Source organism: Pseudomonas sp. ICMP 561, assembly GCF_002699985.1.
GTDB lineage: Bacteria > Pseudomonadota > Gammaproteobacteria > Pseudomonadales > Pseudomonadaceae > Aquipseudomonas > Aquipseudomonas quasicaspiana.
Map to the genome: position 1 here is coordinate 17,260 of NZ_LKBT01000070.1, position 18,053 is coordinate 35,312.

Consider the following 18,053-nt stretch of genomic DNA (forward strand, 5'->3'; position numbering starts at 1 on the left):
CTCGACCTGCATGACTGCCACTGGCATTCCGTCCCTATGTTTAGTGCCAGGAGGCCTGAATGGCTGCGTCGAACAGAGGGCCCGTGATCCGGCGGTCACTGTATTCGCTGACGAAATAATTGATTCGGTTAGCCAGGTGCTGAATGGATAGCCAGCCCAGGCCATGGTAGTCCCGCAATTCCTCGTCGTTGAGCTTAATCAGGGATTCGTAACTCAAGAAGGACGCCTCGCAGTTGACGAGGACATAGATTGAGCCATCTCCCGCGCGAAGAAGCTGCCAGTAGCCATCCGTAATGTGATGTGTCGCAGGCGTCAGGTGAATCAGATCCATGTTTGATTTTCGTCCGTTACCTTGTAGCGACTCACCATAACATGGCTGCGAGCGACGATCCTGTAGTGTCCGCTCCTGGCCCGAAGGTGGACGTTTTTTAACCTGTTCATCGCTCGAAATGTGCTCGCGCCATGACCAGTCGTCTGAATCTAAGAAATTCGAGTGCAGAGTCCGTTTTTTGTGGTCTCAGTTGTTTCATTTTTAAGAAAAAACCAAAAATGGTCCTTAAAAGAAAATTTGCTGAAGACAGCCGGGACCTTTTATCCCAGCTCAACCTTGCCACGGCGGAAATGATGTCATTGCCGATCAGTAGCATTGGCAGCTGCGAGTGGCGGATTGCTCAATCACGCCAGGAGCAGGCGTTTTTGAGGTGGCACTGCTACATAAGCAATGAAAATGTAGTGAGGCTCAAAGAGCCTCGCTTAGCCACCGCATGCGTGGCCTGATTTTAAAAACGGCTCTGATGCGCACAAGCATTTCTGCATCTGGTACGCGCTGATGGCGTGCGCCGGACTGGCGCGAATGCTGAGGCGGTCCGAGAGGTATAACTCCACCGTAGCGGCCTTTGGATTGGTTACCGCTGGGTAGGGTGGTCACGTCTCTCAGATGCATTTTTTGCAGAAAGTGCATTTCAATCGTTTCAGGCGCACGCCTGATTCGCGGGGTTGTTCCAAGAATCTCGCCCCCATATCGCACTTTTCTTGATTTTCCCGATCTATGTCTGTCCCGACCGCGCTGATTTCCCGCGCGGACAGCGAATCAGACCTGGTGCCGATGGATCGCACGTTACCTGCATGTTTCATTCGATGGATGCGCCAGCCGCTCGTGCTGGCGGTGGTTTTTCTGCTGGGTGTCTGCGGTTGTAGCCAGCAGCAGGGCCGCGATATCGCAAATCAATTCAGCAAAGGCAAACCTGACGAGATCTTCCAGACCAGCGTTGACCGTATGGCTACGTTAGGCATGCACGATAATCTGCAAAGTCTGTATTTGCTGATGAACAAGCTTTACATGCGCAATCCTGCCCAGTGGCGTCAATCGGGCTATACCGATGAGGTCAGTGCTGCGCGGGCGATTCGTCAGGCCATCGAACAGCGTCAGCCGTTGCCGGCTCTTGGGGATCGCCGTGACTTGGCGGCGCTGAGTTATTCCTTGAGTCCGGAGTTTCGCGGCGACCGTGTGGGCGCATTCATCTACGCCATTGGCAGCATGCTGATCACCGCGCACGGTGGTCGCACCGAGTTTTATGTGACGGACTCCATCAATCCGCAGTTTGTCAGCAATGCCGCGCGCAATATCGAAAAAGCCACCTGGCTGCTCAGCCAGCGTCAGGATGCCAATGGCGTCCTGTTGCTGTTTTCCAACGAGATATCCGACCAGACCAGTAACCTGAGTTTCGCCGTGGAGTTTGGCAAGATAGTCGCCCGGCTGGATTTGCTGGCGCAGATTCTGGATGAGCGTTACCGGCGTATCGGTCTCAATTACGCGCAAAGTTTATTGCTGATGAACTTTCTGCCGGTGCAGTAGTGATCCGGGCTGTTATGCAGCCCGGCAATACTTACTTGGCAGGCATATTTTTCAATAGCTCATCAAGCACGGGCGCCATCTTGGTTTCCGTCCCTTGCCACTTCATCATCGACAAGCCGCCTTTCCCCCGCAGGTAGTAATGCGCGGCCCCCAATCGACGTTTTTCGCTGTCCCATATCTCCAGATCTGCGCTGGACAGATACGGCACGATATCCCAGGTGCGATACGCGACATACGTCAGCCGGTAGGCGCAGCTGGCTGGCACCTGGGTATAGACCTCGGAGCTGATACCGCGGTCCGAGAGCCCGCGTTGCACCACCGGGACAAAATCCGTAACCAGCACTTTGGGATTCTGCTCAATGCAGATATTCGTCGGGCGCACCGTAAGCGGCTCGACTTCAATCGACGTGCAGCCACTCAATACGCCCAGTCCTGCGAGTACAAAACCACTTGCCAATGCCTTCATCAAAACCGGTTCCTTCCTGGAGTGCAAACCCCTATTGGTGGGGTGCTTCAAAGTAATACGCCGCATGAGTTCGCGGCGGGGCGGCATAGTGCCATGTCTGCTCTGGGTAGAATAGGGCGGCGAGGTTAAATAGACATTTCGTGTAAACGTGAACCTGACAATCCAGTAATATGCGCACTGCTTGTAGGCCGCCAACCTTGCCCCATGGAATGGACCCTTATGATCGACTTTTCGGTAGCGTTACTTTTTGCAGGTGCTTGCCTTGCGCTCACCCTGACACCCGGCCCGGACATGTTGTTGATCGCATCCCGGAGCATGAGTCAGGGCAGGGCATCGGGATTTGTTTCGCTGGCGGGCATTCAGGCAGGGACTTATTGTCATGCGCTGGCAGCGGCCTTGGGACTGTCACAGTTACTGATTGCTGTGCCCACTGCTTACGATGTTGTCCGATTCGCAGGTGCCGCCTATCTGGCATTTCTCGCATGGAAGGCTTTTACCAGTACCGCCTCGCCGCTTGTGGCCAGCGGAAGTCTCGCGTCGACACCGCTTGCCCGCATCTTTCGTCAAGGATTATTCACCAATCTGCTTAATCCCAAAATGGCACTGTTCGTTCTGGCTCTGTTTCCACAATTCGTCGATCCAACTAAAGGATCGGTGATTGCCCAGATGCTGATATTCGCGACCATCCTGAACGTCATTGGTTTGTTCGTGAACGGTTCCGTGATCGTCCTGGCGAGTAAGTTAGGGAGCAAACTTTCAGCAAATGCCCGGATTGCGAAGGCGCTTAATCAACTTCTGGGCGCCGTGTTTATCGGCCTGGCTTGTCGATTGGCGCTGGTGTCCGACAAGTAAGCGATATGCGCATATACCTATAACCCGGCTAAATCGAGGGGCGACAGCGCTAGTTTGCCAGGCTGTCGTCCCGCATATTCTCCACGTCAGTCAGAAGCGTTGGCCCTTGTGGATTCCATTGCAAGACCTCTCTGGTCCGGGTGCTGGAAGCGGACATGTCTTTACTGACGAAAGGGTTTAGCCAGCCAAAATGAGCGGCTGCGTTTTCGGCTTGCACAGCAACTAACGGCAGCCGCCACTTATGGGCGATCATCTCCGCGATACTTCTGAACGAAACAGACTCTTCAGCGGTGGCGTGATAGCGCGACCCTGATTCCTGCCTTTCCAGGGAAAGCCGATATAGCTGCGCCGTGTCGTCGATATGCGTTGCGGACCAGCTATTGAGTGCGCCTTCGATATAGGCAGATATTCCAGTCTTGCGGGCTAACTCAATGACTTCCGTTACCAGGCCCTGCTTTCTGGTGTCGTGAATCTGGGAAAGGCGCATGACTGAGACATTAACCCCGCGCTGATACAGTTCAAGTCCCGCCAGTTCCGAGGCCACCCTTGGGTTGGGATGGTCAGGATTAAAACAGTGCTCGAGCGCTTTTTGCCCGGGCACTGCCGAACCCATTGCCGTGCTTGAGGTAATGATCAGCGGGCGGTCGCTGCCTTCGAGCGCTGCACCGAGAGCAAGGATTGCACGTCGATCTTTCTGGCAGTTTTCCACGAAGTTCGCAAAGTTGTGATCGAAGGCGGTATGGATTACGCCATCGCATTCACCAGCGGCATGTTGCAAGCTGTGCAGGTCTTCGATATCTCCCCTGTAAGCCTGCGCACCTATTGCTGTCAGCGCTTGCCTGCCTGACTCGGAACGCGTCAGCCCTATTACCTGATGCCCTGATGCAATGAGATCCGCAGCGACATGGGAGCCAATAAACCCTGTTGAACCGGTTATAAAAATACGCATGATCGAATTCTCTATGTGCTGATTCGATACAGTGCGCTTAAGCTGCATCCTGTAAAAGCAGGGACATTATCAGGGTATAAATACTACTGGGATAAATATGCCGGACCCGTCGAATAAGGCGCTTGGACTTTACTTGAAAGATTGCCGGGGTCGTATTGATCCCTCAGCTCTTGGATTACCGACAGGCCGACGCCGTACGCCCGGTCTACGTCGTGAGGAAGTCGCGGCCCGGGCAAACATCAGCCCAACCTGGTATACGTGGCTTGAGCAAGGGCGGGGCGGTAGCCCGTCTGCCCAGGTGTTGAACCGGATTGTCGAAAGTCTTTTGTTAACCGACTCCGAGCGAGAGCACGTTTTCCTGCTCGCTTTCGGACACCCGCCAGAAGTGGTTTACAAACCATCTGAGGGTGTTACACCCCGGCTGCAACGTCTGTTGGACAGTTTCGAGACCAGCCCGGCCATTATCAAAAGCGCGACATGGGATGTGCTTGCCTGGAACCGTGCCGCAGCGACAGTACTCACCGACTACGGGACATTGCCGGTTGAACAGCGCAATATCCTGCGGCTGATTTTCTGCAGCCCGAAGATCCGCGCGGGTCAACTTGACTGGGAAGCAACGGCCAGGTTTGTGGTCGGTGCATTCAGGGCAGATGCGATTCGTGCCGGTGCCCATTCCGAAGTCATCAGGCTTGTAGAGGAGCTCTGTGCACTAAGCCCTGAGTTTGCTTCGTTCTGGCGTGACAATGATGTGCGTGTCCATGGCGACGGAATCAAACGCCTGCGCCACGAAACCCTCGGATTGATCGAGCTCGAATATTCCGGCTTTGCTGTAGAAGGGCGCCCAGACCTGGGCATGATTGTTTACAGCCCTATGACGACGGCGGATGCCGACCGGATCCGTGCACTTATTCAAGCTTCGGGAGCCAACTGATCCGCTGGCGCTGTGACCAACAATTTGAACTGCCGCGCCCTCAAGCTGCCAAAACAGCACCCACCATGAGGACAGTGAAATGACTGACGAAAAGAAAGAACCGCCAAAGGATGACACACCCGCGCATTCCACCAAGGAAGAGCGTGAGCGTCTGAAGGATTTCAATAAGGGTGGTATTCCGCCAGGCGCTTGTTGAGAGACCAGCGCTTAATCGCTATTCGCGACTGTCTCCGGGCGCGCGAATAGCGATGGTCTGATGATCTTCGTGTGGGACTAACGAGGCTCTTCGACAGGTTCCCGAGTAATTCGGCCGGCTTTTACCTCATCTGCAAAGCTGAGAAGGTTCGCTTCGGAAGCTTCATAGTTATTGACGATTTCCCTTATGGCATCAGCTTCCGTCTGATTGCCGGTAGCCTCTAAATCCTGAGCTTTTTTGTGCAGGTCTGCGGAAGACCACTTGAGCAGAAACGCTGCCGATATAAGTGCATCCCGAAGTTCCTGATTATCCTTGGTCATGCCTGTCTGGTCCTTTCAAAGTCGACCTCTATGGTTAAGAGGGCGGAGACGCGCCGAATTGTATTTTGAATAGGCGCTCGATATTTAGTGAGAAAAGGCTGAGTCGCGGCTGAGGTCGGATCGATGCAATTCAGCCTGGATACCGTATTGGATCAACAAGGTCGTCGAGGCCCGGAAACAATAAGGGCTCACGCCAGAAACCTGTGTAAGCCCTTGATTTAAAATGCTGTCCCGAGCTGTTGTCGTATCGGCAGCCCGGGTCGAGGCATTCTAAGTCCCGGTCTAATCGTTTGACAATCATAATGAAAAATATAAATAAACCCGAGTGATGGCGGGGTTCCGCCTCTGGTTCAGAGGTCCTTTTTGATCTCTTTGTCGATGTGCTTGTCGGCCTTGTGCCGCTCTTTGTCATCATGTTTGGCGCCTTTATCTACCTCGTCGGCGTCGTGCTTCACACCTTTATCCAGTTCCTTTCCATCGTGCTCGACGCCCTTGTCCAGTTCACGATTATCATGCCGAATGCCTTTTTCCAGTTCGCTCTCAGCGAAGGCGAGCGGTACTGCCGTGCCCACCAGGAAGACAGCCGTTATTGCCGACAGAATGAATTTGCTCATTATCTTTCCCCTAAGCGTGAAAAACTGATCCCTCATGGATCATCAGTTTCGAGCATAGGCCAGGGATATAGGGCCTTCAAGTTGCGCGACCAAGCGTTCGGCGTGACTACCAAGCAGTGGATCTGTAGAAGAAAGGAGCAGCAGTCCCCGCCACTCTGGCTGTCAGAATCAAGCCAGGCCGGTTGAATTGTCGGCGGCTCTCCCTGTCAGTTTTTCTTTTAGGGAGGAACGCTCATGGCAGTCACACTGAAAATGCTCAAAGGCGAGGAAATCCCAAGCGAGCATCGCCGCCCGGATCTAGAGGCCCTGATCGAAGTGAAAAGTCACGACGGATCGCTTCATTATCTGGAGTCAGAAGAAGAGGCGGCGAATCTGGTTGTGGATTTGCACAAGGAAGATCAAGAGGAGGGCGGCTGACAAAGACGCTAAATGCCAGGCAAAGAAAAGCCCGCGATGGGGGAAAGCGGGCCAAGGCCTGATAGAGCCTGCGATTAGATTACGAGGCTCTATGTGAAAACGTTGTGAAGAATGACTGGTTCAGCGCAAGAATTTGCTGTTTTATCTGCTCTCCATGTTGAAAACCAAAACACGATAATAAGCCGCCAGCCAGCCAATTCCGGTCCATCCCGACAGCAGATTAAGCTTGAAGATTGAATTGCTGATTTCAAGCCTGTGAGAGATGGCGTAGAGGTAAGGGTAGAAATACAGCCCGACAGCGCTGGTGATGAACAAAAGGTTTGCGGTAGTAGCCCCCAGGCCTTCGCCATTTCGACACAAGTAGCTGAGCGTAAGTAGAAGTATCAGCAGGGCCAAGTTGAAGATATGCATCCAAAGCGCCTTATAAAGTGATCGTCGCACAGGTAGAGGCGTTATGACATCACTATGGGCGTGCGGTGCAGATAACCCGGCTCTAAAAGAATCTATCGGGTCGATAGACTGAATGAAAAAGCCCGGTGCTTGGCGGGTCTACTTGAAGACGGGAAATAAATCGGCGTTGGATTGTCTACTCTTGACCAAACTACTGAGCCAGTGGAGTACGCACGATGTATCTAAAACCAGACATCCAGCGAATTTTTGAAACAGCGTTCTTGCCCTCGAGGTGCGAATGCGTCATCGGTGCAAACGACTGCTTCTCGTTGAAGCTCATCAATCCCCAATCGGGCGATATCGAGTTGTATCTTGCGGCGGTGCCTTTGGCTGAGCTTTCCACCAGCAGATCCATCGCCAGGTTGGTGCTCTCATTGAGAGAGCAAAGAGACCTTATGGGCAAGATGGACCTGTCCATGAAGCGACTGGCGTAGAGCAGGCACGAAAAGCCCGCCGGAGGGCCAATCAGTAGTTTGCAGCAATGGCCTGAGCCAGTTGAAGGTCAGACATCAGAGTCAGAGGCTGGCTGGCAGTCGAGCGGTAGTGCTGAACAGCCTGTTCAAACTGCGCACCACGGATATCGCCATCTGAGCCAATAAAAGCCAGAGCGTCGTCACGGGCAGGCGTGAAAAAATCAGCGATTTTTTCGGATGACATTAAGGTCACCAAAGACGTCCCGACCGTACTTAAACGGATGTATTCAGCGGCCTCTACCTGAGCGCCGGTCAAGGTTGCCAGAGCTATTACCACAGCCTTCCATGAGTTCATTCTTCAATACGTCCATTGCATTTTTTTGGGATGGCACAATAGCATGAGGTGGTAATTACAAGATACGAAAAGCCTGGTGCCTGGCTGGGCCCACAGACACACACTTTACAACTCGTATCATTGCGCTGGAGGGACCACCTTGATCATGAAACCGGCGAGAAAGCGCGGTGTAGCACTGGCATGGTGAGTTGTATGATCGTGCAAGCGCATCCTGGCTGACCAGTTTCACTTGCCTGAGCACACGGCTTTCAAAGGTCAGGGCGACTCATTCGGGGAGGGTGCCGGGCTATGAGGTGTGTCACCTCGAATTGATCACTACGTGCTGAGGCTATTTGCAGGTTTGCAGGTTTGCAGGTTTGCAGGTTTGCGGAGAGCTTTGAGCTTGGGAGATTAAGGTGCTGCGACCGCTTGGAGATACTCGGCACTATCACCCTGACCTACGCAGCTCACGATTGAGGTTTGAAAGTTTGGCCGTATGTCTGACTGCACAAGACATGTCCGGCGCAAGCTCAGGATCATTTGGCTAGTCATCGCCCTTGAGCGAAAATTTACCTTGCATGATAGTGACGCACTCGCCGGAAATTCTGACCTCTTCCGTACCATCGTCGATGTATCGCACATTGATAACGCTCGGCCGTCCTACACTTACTCCTTGCACTACACGAGCTGTCATTTTCTTCCTGGAGTACAAGCTCGCGAGCAACGCAACGGTTGCAGCCGTTGCGCTACCTGTTCCAGGATCTTCGGTCATACGATTAGTGAAAGTCCGAGCCTCCAGATTGACATCGGAGGTGTCATCCAAGCCTCCCGAGACTTTCGTATACGCGTAAATCGAGGTAGCTCCGCTCACAGGCACTGTAAGCCTGAACTCCGCGAGATTCGGGACGCATTGCCTTAACGCTTCCTGGCTCTTTAGCTCGACAATAATGAATGGCAAGCCTACGGATGCAACTTGTGGGACATGAGTGGCGATCTCTATTTGATCAGGACTCAAAGACAGGCACGCTGCTATTTGCTTTAGATCGACTGTCTCAAGCCTGGATAGCTGCTCTGGCGCAACCAGCTCAGCGCCGACAGGCTTGCCTGCTTCAAACAGGATCCGTATGCGAACCAGCCCCGCAGCCTCTTCGAAAACCATGGTTTCAGGAGGCAACCTCCCAGCGTTATACATCTCCGTAGCCAGGACGTACGCAGTTCCGATATTGGGGTGTCCGGCGAAAGGAAACTCCTTTGACGGGGAAAAGATGCGTACCCATGCTAAGTTTTCGGGATTTCTCGGCGCCAACACAAAAGTAGTTTCGCTGTAACCGAATTCAGCTGCAATACGCTGCATTTGCTCGCTCGAAAGACTCTCTGCATCCAACACAACAGCCACTGGATTGCCCTGAAACGCTGTTGATGAGAAAACATCCGCAGTTACGTATCGACGCTCCATCTGAAAGATCTCGCCTTAAAATTTTGATAATACTTCGTTGTTGCGCCAGAGAGGAACATGCGTTACGCAGTCAGTCAGGCGTCCACTGCATTTGCAACTGTTGCCAGTCGCGCACCCATGGCCCAGGGTAACCGTAAATAGGAGGGCGACGCAGAGGTTCGGGAGATGCCTTGTCCGGACGTTTACCAGTGTTGTGCCCGACAGCTCAGCCATGATGAGGTGCAAGCCCATAATTCAAGGCAGGGGCTTTAGACTGTCCACTACACGATCCCAGAATGCGAGGGCTTCTTCGTCTGACTTGAAGTCGCTTCCAGTCTCGTGTGTACCCAACTCGAGATCTATAAACGGTTTTGTGTTGGACTCTACAGTGCCTTTATATTCAACCTGAAAGGTATAAAAGCGTTTTCCATTAACGACCGCAGTAACTGCGACTTCTTCCGCTTTGACAGTCCCGATCATGCGCTCTCGCTTCCTGAGTGTTTTTGTCTGCCTCATCAGTTCAGCGCTACCGGGAGCAAAGTCATCTTCTTTATTGCTGTTAAATCGTTCTATCAGGCTATTTTTGTGCTCAGCTATTTGTTGTGTCAATAAGCTCACATACGTACCAGGGTGTGTTGAAATTTGTGCGCCCATGTAAACGCCTTCCAATGCTTGCTCAGGATCAAGCTGGAGGTAGCCTGATTCCAACGCGAATCCGCCCGCAGGAGGTGCTTCTTGAGGTGCCCTGAAAAATATAGATTCACTCATCATTCGAATTTTATGGATAGCTCCATCCAGGCCTTTGGCAGAAATCGCGTCGGCCTTCATGCGATATAATGTGTTTTTTGTAGTCAGAAGGTAAGCATTGAGCGTATAAAATTCTTTCAGTCTGGAGACCACTAAAATGCTGCCGTTGCCGAGCGGAACTGTCTTTTGGTATTCGCTTGATGTCCCTTTTGCTGTTCCTTTTTTAAGATCCTCAATATAGCCTTCGACAATCGATTTTATTTGAGACTTCCCGTTTTTTTCGATGAGCTCAACGTCTTCATTGTATATTTTGTAGTCGGCTAACATTTTAGAGTTCGTGGGGAGTTCCAATTTGAATCTTCCCAAGTAATGCGCCTCCCACTTTTCGGTAGTCATGTAGCTCGTTCTATTTTCTTGCGCTGAGGCTGGCTCGCTATGTGCAGTCGTCAATAGGGCTGCGCATGCGCAAAAATTTATGAATTTTAATAGACCTTTCATGCCGTCTCGATGCGCCAGGTTGTAAGATAGAGTCTAACTAGGCTCATTGTCCAATACCAGCTTGCTGTCAGGACAGCAACCTTGCGACGATCTTGAGTAATTGTTTGAGCTTACTGGTCGTATGCCCGGAGTTCAGCCACGCAGGTGCAGAGGTGGGGCGACGTACGCGCAGCCTGAATCACGCTCTTGGCGGCGAATTTCGAAGATGCGGAATGGATCAGCCGCCGCCGGATGGATGTGCAGGGTGGCAGTGGTGTGCATGGTGTGGCCTCGCTCTGTGGTGGAAGAGTGAGGCAAATATCAACCAGCGGTTGGTAAATATCAACCGCTGGTTGATATTTGGTTTTTTTTATGAATATATACTCGGTGGTGGCTAGTGGATAGCATTGTGATTACATACTTGGAGTCATATGGATGGATTCAACGTTGAGAAAAAAAACCAAAAAAATCAGCTTGCGTAAAAAAGGAGATAGCTGGGAATCCGTTAAAGTATTCCTCTACCATCAAGGCGTATTTCTGAATGGAAACGGATTCAGTACTCTGCTAATGTTAGGTAGCGTTACACTCATACTATGTGTAGGAGCGTTTATCGTTTTGAAGGTAAGTGTTGGGGTGGACTTGCCATTTGTAGCATTGAATCATCTGGGCTAGCTCGAAAAATTTGGGCAGATTGGGGATTTTTTTGGGGGGGTGTTAAATCCTCTGTTTAGTTTTATGGCATTGTTGGGTGTTCTTTACACCATACGTACTCAGGGAAAGGAGCTGAGAGAAGCACGAGAGGAAACTCGGATTGCAAATAGAATTCAAGACAAACAAACAGCAGTTTTCGAACGCCAAAACTTTGAGTCCGTATTCTTCAGATTGATTGATGTCCATGCTAGGACCGCTGAACGAATTCGGTCCGATGGTGATAGCAAGTCGGGATTGAATGGATTTGAGGTGATAGTCAGGGCGGTGCTAGAAGCCTACGGCGATAACCAGTTCCACGCTGAGTTGAATAAACGTACTCCCAAGCCTCAATACGAGGTTGAGGGTGAGGCTGAAGAACAAGATTGGGGTTACATGGAGCAGGCGGTTAAGTACGGCATCCAGTCGTCAGATAAAGTCCAGTTATCCCAGTACTATCGTAATATCTATCAGATTCTAAAGTTGATTGATGGTTTTAAGCTCAGCTCAGGTGATGAGCACATCGGTGGAAAAACTCGCCGACAGCTACGACTGGAATACTTTCAGCGGAGGCAGTATTGTAATTTTTTGCGGGCTCAATTATCTGATGATGAATTGAAGTTGTTATTTTTTAACTGTATAACGGATTCAGGGGCAGGGCTTAAGTTGTATGTTGAAAGATATTCGTTGCTGAAGCATTTGCATATGTCTGAATTCGTGGGGGGCAAAAAGCATCTGGTTGATATGTATGATGCTGTTGCATATGCCGACTACGAGGATATTAGCGATGATCAAATACAGCAATTCGCTAACGTTCATTCGCGTGCGCAATACAGAGCTGTGTTTCCATCGAGATAGCTTTTAGGTGTGCTGGGGTCATTCCGGAATGAATGACCCCACTACCTTTCCACAGATGTGGGTTTCTTCCGTAATATCGATAATAGGGTATTGCGGATTGATGGGTCTCAAAAAAACTCTACCTGCATCCTCTGCGAGAACTTTGAAAGTCGCTTCGTTAGTGCGTGGGACCCTAGCTATTACCCTGTCCCCTGTGTGGTATTCGACCTCAGGGTCAACAAAGATAATGCATCCCGCTGGATAGCTCCTTCCGGGACCATGGTTAGTCATGGAATCACCTCTTACCTGGAGCGCATACCCACTGGCGCTTATCGCTACGGGGCAGGACAACCAAGAGTCTGCGTGGTAGGGCTCAAAGTTGGATATGGCCTCGCACCAAGCCCCCGCCTGTACCCATGAAATGAGTGGTACCTTTCCAAATCTCTCCAGCATGGGGCTGACGTTGTGTTCACCACCTGATTCGATCTGACGAGTTACATCCTTAGCTAATGCCGACTTCGGTAATACGCCGTACTCCAGCCACTCACGTCTGACATTCAGCCATGAGCAAAGGGCAGCCATACTGTCGGCTTCCGCCATAGCTTCACCGTTCAACCATTTGCTTATTGCCTGCGTTGTCTTATCGACCCCGACACCCCTTAGCTGCTTATGGATGTCCACGCCACGTCCGCGACTCTGAACTCCGGCATCGTCTAGGGCTTCATGTAGGCGTGCGCTGAATGCTGCACGAATTTCGTTTTTATCAACCATGGGTTGAGAGTGACATAATGGTTGCGCAATAGTCAGTTGATGTTTGACGTCAATCGCGAGTCGATAGAGGAGACCCTCCGTGCTGGACCCCACAGATTTCCCGAACGCCATCGCATTTGCATTCGAAGCAGTAGGCGGCCGGGTTGGTTGCCAGAAGCGTCAGCACCTCAAAAAGCAGCAGCATAATTAGAAAAAAGGCGACCCTTAGGCCACCCAGTTCCTCCCAGCTCGCCCCACCACAGTGCTGTCGGGTCGCAATGAAGATAGGCGGGCAGACCACATGCAAACCGTCGACTTTCATAGCGCTTTCCAAGGCATGGATGCTTTGGTGTTGCTGCCTCTTCCACCACAGAGCAGGCAGCTGTTGCGCCAGAGGTGAACGACGGATCGTTTACCTCGGCACGGTGCCGGTTTCGGTCTTGCGGACCTGGGGCGAAGTTACAGCGGACTATGCGCGCGATTAGCGCTGCCTAGGCCAAAGTGGGTCAGGTCGCGGCCATGTACAGTCGGACAACCCGGGGTTTTTCACAAGTGCAGGACTGCATCTGCAGGCTCAAGGAGCAGGCCGCCAAAGCGGGAGCCGCAGTCAATCGCATTGCGGGCAGCGTCAGTCCTTCGCTGGGCACCATTGTCCCCACCAGTAGCTTGGCAACTGACAAGACACCCGTTCCAGAGGCCGTGAAGCCGTTCCCCCATCTACTGATCATTCAACCGCTTAAGGCCAACTCGAAGCCGTACTACTTCAACCTGGATACGGCCGCGTTTAATGAATTCCGTCGGCAGATGGGGTTTCGCTGGGCTGGCCAGGAAAGGCTGACGCGAAGTGTTGCCCAGCAGGCGGTTGGGCAGGGCGAGGACAAGCTGAGTCTCAAGGGCGTGATCTTTCCCGGCTTCAAAGGAGGGCTTAAGCAACTGGATACCTTGCGCAGTATGGGACGCGCCCTGCAGCCGCTGAGCATCACAACAGGCTACGGCGAGGTCTTAGGCAACTGGTGCCTGCTTAATGTCGATGAGGAACAGAGCAGCTTGCTGGCCGGGGGCATCCCCCGCAAGCAGGGCTTTTCACTGGAGTTTGTGAGTTATGGCGACGACCTGCAGAACGTCTGACGGTGACCTGTTGGATACCCTGTGCCAGCAGTATTACGGGCACCTGAATGGCTCGGTTGAGGCGGTCCTAGATGCCAATCAGGGCTTGGCAGATGAGCCTCAACCGTTCCTTGCCGGGGTGCTGATCGTGCTACCGGATATGCCGGTAACGACTGAGGAGATCATTCAACTGTGGGATTGAGCAAGACAGGTCAGAATCAGGCTGGTAGCCTACCGCCATTAATCGAATCTACCGGATGGAACCATGCGTAAGATAATAGGGGCTTTACTGCTGTTAGCTGCAGGTATGACCAATATGAATGCGGCTTGGGCTGCAGATAATCTGTTCAAAGATTATGCGTACGGCACCGATAAAAAAACCTATGCAACTGTGAAAGGGTTTTACAACTGTACGAAGTCTGTCGGTCAAGACGCGTTATGCCGAAACAAGGTCGACTTCCTCGGTAGACAATTCACGCTATCGCTCTTATTTTCCGATGCGAAGTTGACGATGGTCAGTCTGATGACGGCCTTTAGCCAAGCTGCGTATTCTGATGTTCGTGCTGCACTTAATAAGACGTTCACCATAGTTCGTATGAGTGATGACAAAACGGTGGTGGACATCGCTGAGCTCTTTGATACGCCTTCAGATCAAGATTTGGAGGCAATGGTTAACCGTTATGAATCTCTTGGCCTCAGCTCTGGGAAATTCACTTATACCTTTCTGGAAGGCAAGTTTGATCTCCAGGGGAGCGAGAATCTGGTAGGCGTCCTCGCATCCCAACCTGACAACATTCGCGCAGCAGATATGGTGGTTGCGAGTATGCCGCCTTTCAACGCTCTAGTGATTCGTTTCTCATTCCCCAAATTCGATTCTAAGAGGATTGATGAGAAGCAGGCCAAGCCAGTTGAAGCTTTCTAGCCTCAATCAGATAAATCATGACCTCGCCTTGGCGAGGTTTTTTTTGCACGAGATTTTATGAAGCCGACCTTTCGAGTTATTGCTCATCAAAGCCACCTCGTTGGGGCGTTTTGGCGCCCTCCGGACACCAGAACCCTTTCCGTCGGTCGCCATGGCGGAGCTTGGCTTTTAGGCTAAGTGCGCCTGTCGACCAAGCAGATATCGTTCCGAAAAGGGTTCAAAGGTAGGGGAATGCGCTGGGGGAGGGCACTGTTAGAGTTATGGTTTAGGAACGCGTAAATCTGTACAAGAATACCTACCTCTCGTGCAGACCACGTAGACCAGCGCCTGAGTCAAGAGTGGGCCCAGTCCATCATAGGTAGGGTGGAAATAGAGAATTGCGAAGCAACCCGCCGAATTGCAGAGCACAAACAACAAGGGCCTACGCCAGAAACCAGCGTAAGCCCTTGATCAGAAATGGTGCCCCGAGCCGGGGTCGAACCGGCACGTCCAAAGGACGAGGGATTTTAAGTCCCTTGCGTCTACCAATTTCGCCATCGGGGCGGTAGCGCTGAAGAGCAGGGAATATATACACCCAACCCATCTGAAGCAAGCCCGCAAGATATTGAAATAAGACAAGATCTTGCGTTTCGGGCCAGAAAAAACAGGCGGGCCTTGTCTGTTCGTGACCAAGGCCCTTGGTCCGCTCGCAGTATGCGCACCGAATTAGCCGTTCAGAACCTGCCTCAAAAACGGCGCTGTTTTGCTGGCTGCAACCTTAACAACTTGCTCTGGTGTCCCGGCAGCGACAATCTCGCCTCCCTGATCACCCGCGCCAGGACCGATGTCGATGACCCAGTCACTTTGCGCCACGACGCGCATTTCGTGTTCGACAACCACGACGCTGTTGCCGGCATCCACCAGCAGGTTGAGTTGTTTCAGCAAGCGATCGACGTCGGTGGGATGCAGCCCAGTGGTGGGTTCATCCAGAACGTACAACGTTGCGCCGCGCTGAGTGCGTTGCAGTTCGGTGGCGAGTTTGATGCGTTGCGCTTCGCCGCCCGACAGCTCTGTCGCGGGCTGCCCGAGGCGCAGATAACCCAGGCCGATATCGCGTAGCACGGTCAGCGGCCTTAGTACCGCGGGTTCGTCTTTGAACAGCGCTACCGCGTCATCCACAGTGAGTCGAAGCACTTCGGCGATGTTCAATCCTTGCCAGGTGATGGTCAGGGTTTCAGGGTTGTAGCGTGCGCCTTGGCAGGTAGAGCAGGGCGCGTACACGCTGGGCATGAAGAGCAATTCAACACTGACGAAACCTTCGCCTTCACAGACCGGGCATCGGCCTTTGGCGACGTTGAATGAGAACTGACCTGCGTCGTAGCCTTTCTTGCGGGACGCTGGCGTAGCCGCGAACAGCTTGCGCACCTGATCGAAGAGGCCCGTGTAAGTGGCGAGGTTGGAACGTGGGGTTCGGCCGATGGGCTTCTGGTCGACCTTGACGAGTCTGCGAATGGCGTCCAGTCCGCTGGCAACCTTGCCGCTGGCGGATTGCGGAGCGTCATCCTCCAGGCTTGGCGCATCGGTTTCGGTATTTTCAGTAGCATGCCCCAGATGCAAGCCGACCAGTTCCAGCAACGCATGGCTGACCAGACTGGATTTTCCCGAGCCGGAAATACCCGTGACCGAGGTAAAACAGCCCAACGGAAATGCAGCGTTGAGGTTGTTCAGGTTATTACGGGTGACGCCTTCGAGCTTCAGCCAGTCGGTTGCTTTGCGTCGCTTGGGCTTGCCTGTTTTGTGCTCGGCAAACAGGTGCAACCGGGTTTGCGACTCTTTGACTTTGGCAAGCCCGGCAGGCGGACCGCTGTAGAGAATACGCCCGCCGTGCTCGCCTGCCGCCGGGCCGACATCGATCAACCAGTCGGCGCGGCGCATGGTTTCCAGATCGTGTTCGACCACAAACAGCGAGTTACCAGCAGCTTTGAGGCGTTGCAGGGCGCTGAATAGCGCTTCGCCGTCAGCGGGATGCAGCCCGGCAGAGGGTTCGTCCAGGACGTAGATCACGCCGAACAACTGCGAGCCGAGCTGGGTGGCCAGGCGCAGTCGTTGCAGTTCCCCGGACGACAGGGTGGGCGTACTGCGTTCCAGCGCCAGATAGCCAAGACCCAGATCGGTCAGGGTACTGACTCTCGCCAAAAGATCCTGAGCGATCCGTTGCGCAGCAATGCGTTTCTCGACGGACAGGTCGTCTTCAAGTGGCGCATCGGAGGCAGCCACAGGACGTAGCACCTCAGCCAGTTGCAGCAGAGACATCTGGCCCAGTTCACCGATATCGAAACCGGCAAACTTCACTGACAGCGCTGCCTGCGTCAGGCGCTTGCCGTCACACAGGGCACACGGGCTGCCGATCATGAATTGGGCGACGCGCTTCTTCATCAGGGCGCTTTGCGAGTGGGTGAAGGTGTGCAGCACGTAGCGACGCGCTCCGGTGAAAGTGCCTTGATAGCTGGGTTCAAGTTTCTGTTTCAGAGCCTTGCGGGTTTCCGCAGGTGTCAGCCCACCGTACACCGGCACGGTGGGCTGTTCGTCGGTGAACAGAATCCAGTCACGCTGCTTCTTCGGCAGATCGCGCCATGGAATGTCCACGTCGTAGCCAAGGGTGACGAGAATATCCCGCAGATTCTGGCCCTGCCATGCCGTGGGCCACGAGGCGACGGCTCGCTGGCGAATGGTCAGCGAATCATCGGGGACCATCGATTGCTCAGTCACCTCATAGACCCGACCCAAACCATGACACTGCGGGCACGCGCCCTGGGGCATATTGGGTGAGAAGTCCTCGGCATAGAGCATCGACTGTCCGGCGGGATAACTCCCCGCGCGGGAGTACAGCATGCGGATCAGGCTCGAGAGCGTCGTTACACTGCCCACCGAGGAGCGGGTGCTTGGCGTGCCACGTTGCTGTTGCAGGGCTACCGCCGGTGGCAGGCCCTCGATGGAGTCCACATCGGGCACGCCAACCTGATCGATCAGTCTTCTCGCATAAGGCGCGACCGATTCGAAGTAACGACGCTGTGCCTCGGCATACAGCGTCGAGAACGCCAGCGAAGACTTGCCGGAACCGGACACGCCGGTGAACACCACCAGCGCATCACGCGGCACATCCACGTCAACGTTTTTCAGGTTGTGTTCGCGTGCGCCGCGTACTCGCACGAAACCGTTGTGCTGCTGAGGTGCAGCGACGGAGAGGGTCTTTTTGTCGGGAGGGGTGTGCTGTGAAGTCATCGTCCAGCCTTGTCATTGAATAAAGGCGACGGC

Annotated in this window: 21 protein-coding genes, 1 tRNA gene and 1 pseudogene; 10 read left to right on the forward strand and 13 right to left on the reverse strand. The window is 53.2% G+C overall.

The features are described 5' to 3' along the window. Positions 1-40: 40 nt before the first annotated feature. Positions 41-331: a hypothetical protein gene (locus AO242_RS28130; RefSeq protein ID WP_099271259.1), complete on the reverse strand. Its 291-nt coding sequence runs from the start codon at positions 329-331 to the stop codon at positions 41-43. Positions 332-462: 131 nt separating this feature from the next. On the opposite strand from AO242_RS28130, the gene AO242_RS28135 reads away from it, so the two are divergent. Next, a complete protein-coding gene (locus tag AO242_RS28135) occupies positions 463-777 on the forward strand; it encodes a hypothetical protein (protein WP_141562250.1) in 315 nt (104 codons plus the stop codon). A 364-nt stretch (positions 778-1,141) separates the two neighbouring features. Beyond that, positions 1,142-1,855, forward strand: coding sequence for a hypothetical protein (locus tag AO242_RS28140; RefSeq protein WP_373562268.1), 714 nt, complete (start codon positions 1,142-1,144; stop codon positions 1,853-1,855). 31 nt (positions 1,856-1,886) lie between these two features. On the opposite strand, the gene AO242_RS28145 is transcribed toward AO242_RS28140, so the two are convergent. Beyond that, entirely contained in the window at positions 1,887-2,321 is a 435-nt protein-coding gene (locus AO242_RS28145) for an Sbal_3080 family lipoprotein (protein WP_099271260.1), read from the reverse strand. 219 nt (positions 2,322-2,540) lie between these two features. Between AO242_RS28145 and AO242_RS28150 the strand changes: the two genes are divergently transcribed. Continuing rightward, entirely contained in the window at positions 2,541-3,173 is a 633-nt protein-coding gene (locus tag AO242_RS28150; protein WP_027898582.1) for a LysE family translocator, read from the forward strand. 49 nt (positions 3,174-3,222) lie between these two features. Here AO242_RS28150 and AO242_RS28155 read toward each other — a convergent pair whose 3' ends face one another. Next, on the reverse strand, positions 3,223-4,122 hold the full coding sequence (locus AO242_RS28155) for an SDR family oxidoreductase (RefSeq protein ID WP_099271261.1): 900 nt from the start codon (positions 4,120-4,122) through the stop codon (positions 3,223-3,225). A 97-nt stretch (positions 4,123-4,219) separates the two neighbouring features. Between AO242_RS28155 and AO242_RS28160 the strand changes: the two genes are divergently transcribed. Beyond that, entirely contained in the window at positions 4,220-5,053 is an 834-nt protein-coding gene (locus tag AO242_RS28160; protein WP_099271262.1) for a helix-turn-helix transcriptional regulator, read from the forward strand. 273 nt (positions 5,054-5,326) lie between these two features. On the opposite strand, the gene AO242_RS28170 is transcribed toward AO242_RS28160, so the two are convergent. Together AO242_RS28170 and AO242_RS28175 are read right to left on the reverse strand one after the other, a co-directional pair. Continuing rightward, positions 5,327-5,569 (reverse strand): hypothetical protein, encoded by a 243-nt coding sequence (locus tag AO242_RS28170; protein ID WP_099271263.1) that lies wholly within the window; start codon positions 5,567-5,569, stop codon positions 5,327-5,329. 350 nt (positions 5,570-5,919) lie between these two features. After that, a complete protein-coding gene (locus AO242_RS28175) occupies positions 5,920-6,183 on the reverse strand; it encodes a hypothetical protein (RefSeq protein WP_099271264.1) in 264 nt (87 codons plus the stop codon). A gap of 234 nt (positions 6,184-6,417) precedes the next feature. Here AO242_RS28175 and AO242_RS28180 point away from each other — a divergent pair, with 234 nt between their 5' ends. Next, entirely contained in the window at positions 6,418-6,600 is a 183-nt protein-coding gene (locus AO242_RS28180) for a hypothetical protein (RefSeq protein WP_027898577.1), read from the forward strand. 141 nt (positions 6,601-6,741) lie between these two features. On the opposite strand, the gene AO242_RS28185 is transcribed toward AO242_RS28180, so the two are convergent. Continuing rightward, on the reverse strand, positions 6,742-7,011 hold the full coding sequence (locus AO242_RS28185) for a superinfection immunity protein (protein WP_027898576.1): 270 nt from the start codon (positions 7,009-7,011) through the stop codon (positions 6,742-6,744). Between the two features lie 215 nt (positions 7,012-7,226). Between AO242_RS28185 and AO242_RS28190 the strand changes: the two genes are divergently transcribed. Next, a complete protein-coding gene (locus tag AO242_RS28190; RefSeq protein WP_099271265.1) occupies positions 7,227-7,484 on the forward strand; it encodes a DUF1652 domain-containing protein in 258 nt (85 codons plus the stop codon). Positions 7,485-7,515: 31 nt separating this feature from the next. Here AO242_RS28190 and AO242_RS29350 read toward each other — a convergent pair whose 3' ends face one another. The 4 genes from AO242_RS29350 to AO242_RS29910 form a co-directional block, all read right to left on the reverse strand. Then, positions 7,516-7,818: a DUF2388 domain-containing protein gene (locus tag AO242_RS29350; RefSeq protein ID WP_141562251.1), complete on the reverse strand. Its 303-nt coding sequence runs from the start codon at positions 7,816-7,818 to the stop codon at positions 7,516-7,518. 523 nt (positions 7,819-8,341) lie between these two features. Continuing rightward, positions 8,342-9,253: a PhzF family phenazine biosynthesis protein gene (locus AO242_RS28200; RefSeq protein ID WP_099271267.1), complete on the reverse strand. Its 912-nt coding sequence runs from the start codon at positions 9,251-9,253 to the stop codon at positions 8,342-8,344. Positions 9,254-9,487: 234 nt separating this feature from the next. Continuing rightward, on the reverse strand, positions 9,488-10,375 hold the full coding sequence (locus AO242_RS28205; RefSeq protein ID WP_257153532.1) for a T6SS immunity protein Tli4 family protein: 888 nt from the start codon (positions 10,373-10,375) through the stop codon (positions 9,488-9,490). 234 nt (positions 10,376-10,609) lie between these two features. Continuing rightward, positions 10,610-10,738, reverse strand: a complete 129-nt coding sequence (locus AO242_RS29910) for a hypothetical protein (RefSeq protein WP_257153533.1) — start codon at positions 10,736-10,738, stop codon at positions 10,610-10,612. 429 nt (positions 10,739-11,167) lie between these two features. Between AO242_RS29910 and AO242_RS28210 the strand changes: the two genes are divergently transcribed. Then, on the forward strand, positions 11,168-12,001 hold the full coding sequence (locus AO242_RS28210) for a putative phage abortive infection protein (protein WP_141562252.1): 834 nt from the start codon (positions 11,168-11,170) through the stop codon (positions 11,999-12,001). Between the two features lie 18 nt (positions 12,002-12,019). On the opposite strand, the gene AO242_RS28215 is transcribed toward AO242_RS28210, so the two are convergent. Then, a complete protein-coding gene (locus tag AO242_RS28215; protein ID WP_099271430.1) occupies positions 12,020-12,751 on the reverse strand; it encodes a LexA family protein in 732 nt (243 codons plus the stop codon). 375 nt (positions 12,752-13,126) lie between these two features. Here AO242_RS28215 and AO242_RS28220 point away from each other — a divergent pair. From AO242_RS28220 to AO242_RS28230, 3 genes and pseudogenes are all read left to right on the forward strand, one after another. Beyond that, a pseudogene (locus tag AO242_RS28220) lies at positions 13,127-13,858 on the forward strand (phage tail protein). After that, a complete protein-coding gene (locus AO242_RS28225) occupies positions 13,833-14,039 on the forward strand; it encodes a tail protein X (protein ID WP_099271270.1) in 207 nt (68 codons plus the stop codon). Before AO242_RS28220 ends, AO242_RS28225 begins: the two are co-directional and overlap by 26 nt. Before the next feature lie 63 nt (positions 14,040-14,102). Further along, complete coding sequence (locus AO242_RS28230) at positions 14,103-14,759, forward strand: hypothetical protein (protein ID WP_099271271.1); 657 nt, start codon at positions 14,103-14,105, stop codon at positions 14,757-14,759. A 457-nt stretch (positions 14,760-15,216) separates the two neighbouring features. Here the strand turns inward: AO242_RS28230 and AO242_RS28235 are convergent. Continuing rightward, positions 15,217-15,302: transfer RNA gene (locus tag AO242_RS28235), tRNA-Leu, on the reverse strand. Positions 15,303-15,464: 162 nt separating this feature from the next. Next, a complete protein-coding gene (locus AO242_RS28240) occupies positions 15,465-18,020 on the reverse strand; it encodes an excinuclease ABC subunit UvrA (RefSeq protein ID WP_099271272.1) in 2,556 nt (851 codons plus the stop codon). Positions 18,021-18,053: the final 33 nt, after the last annotated feature.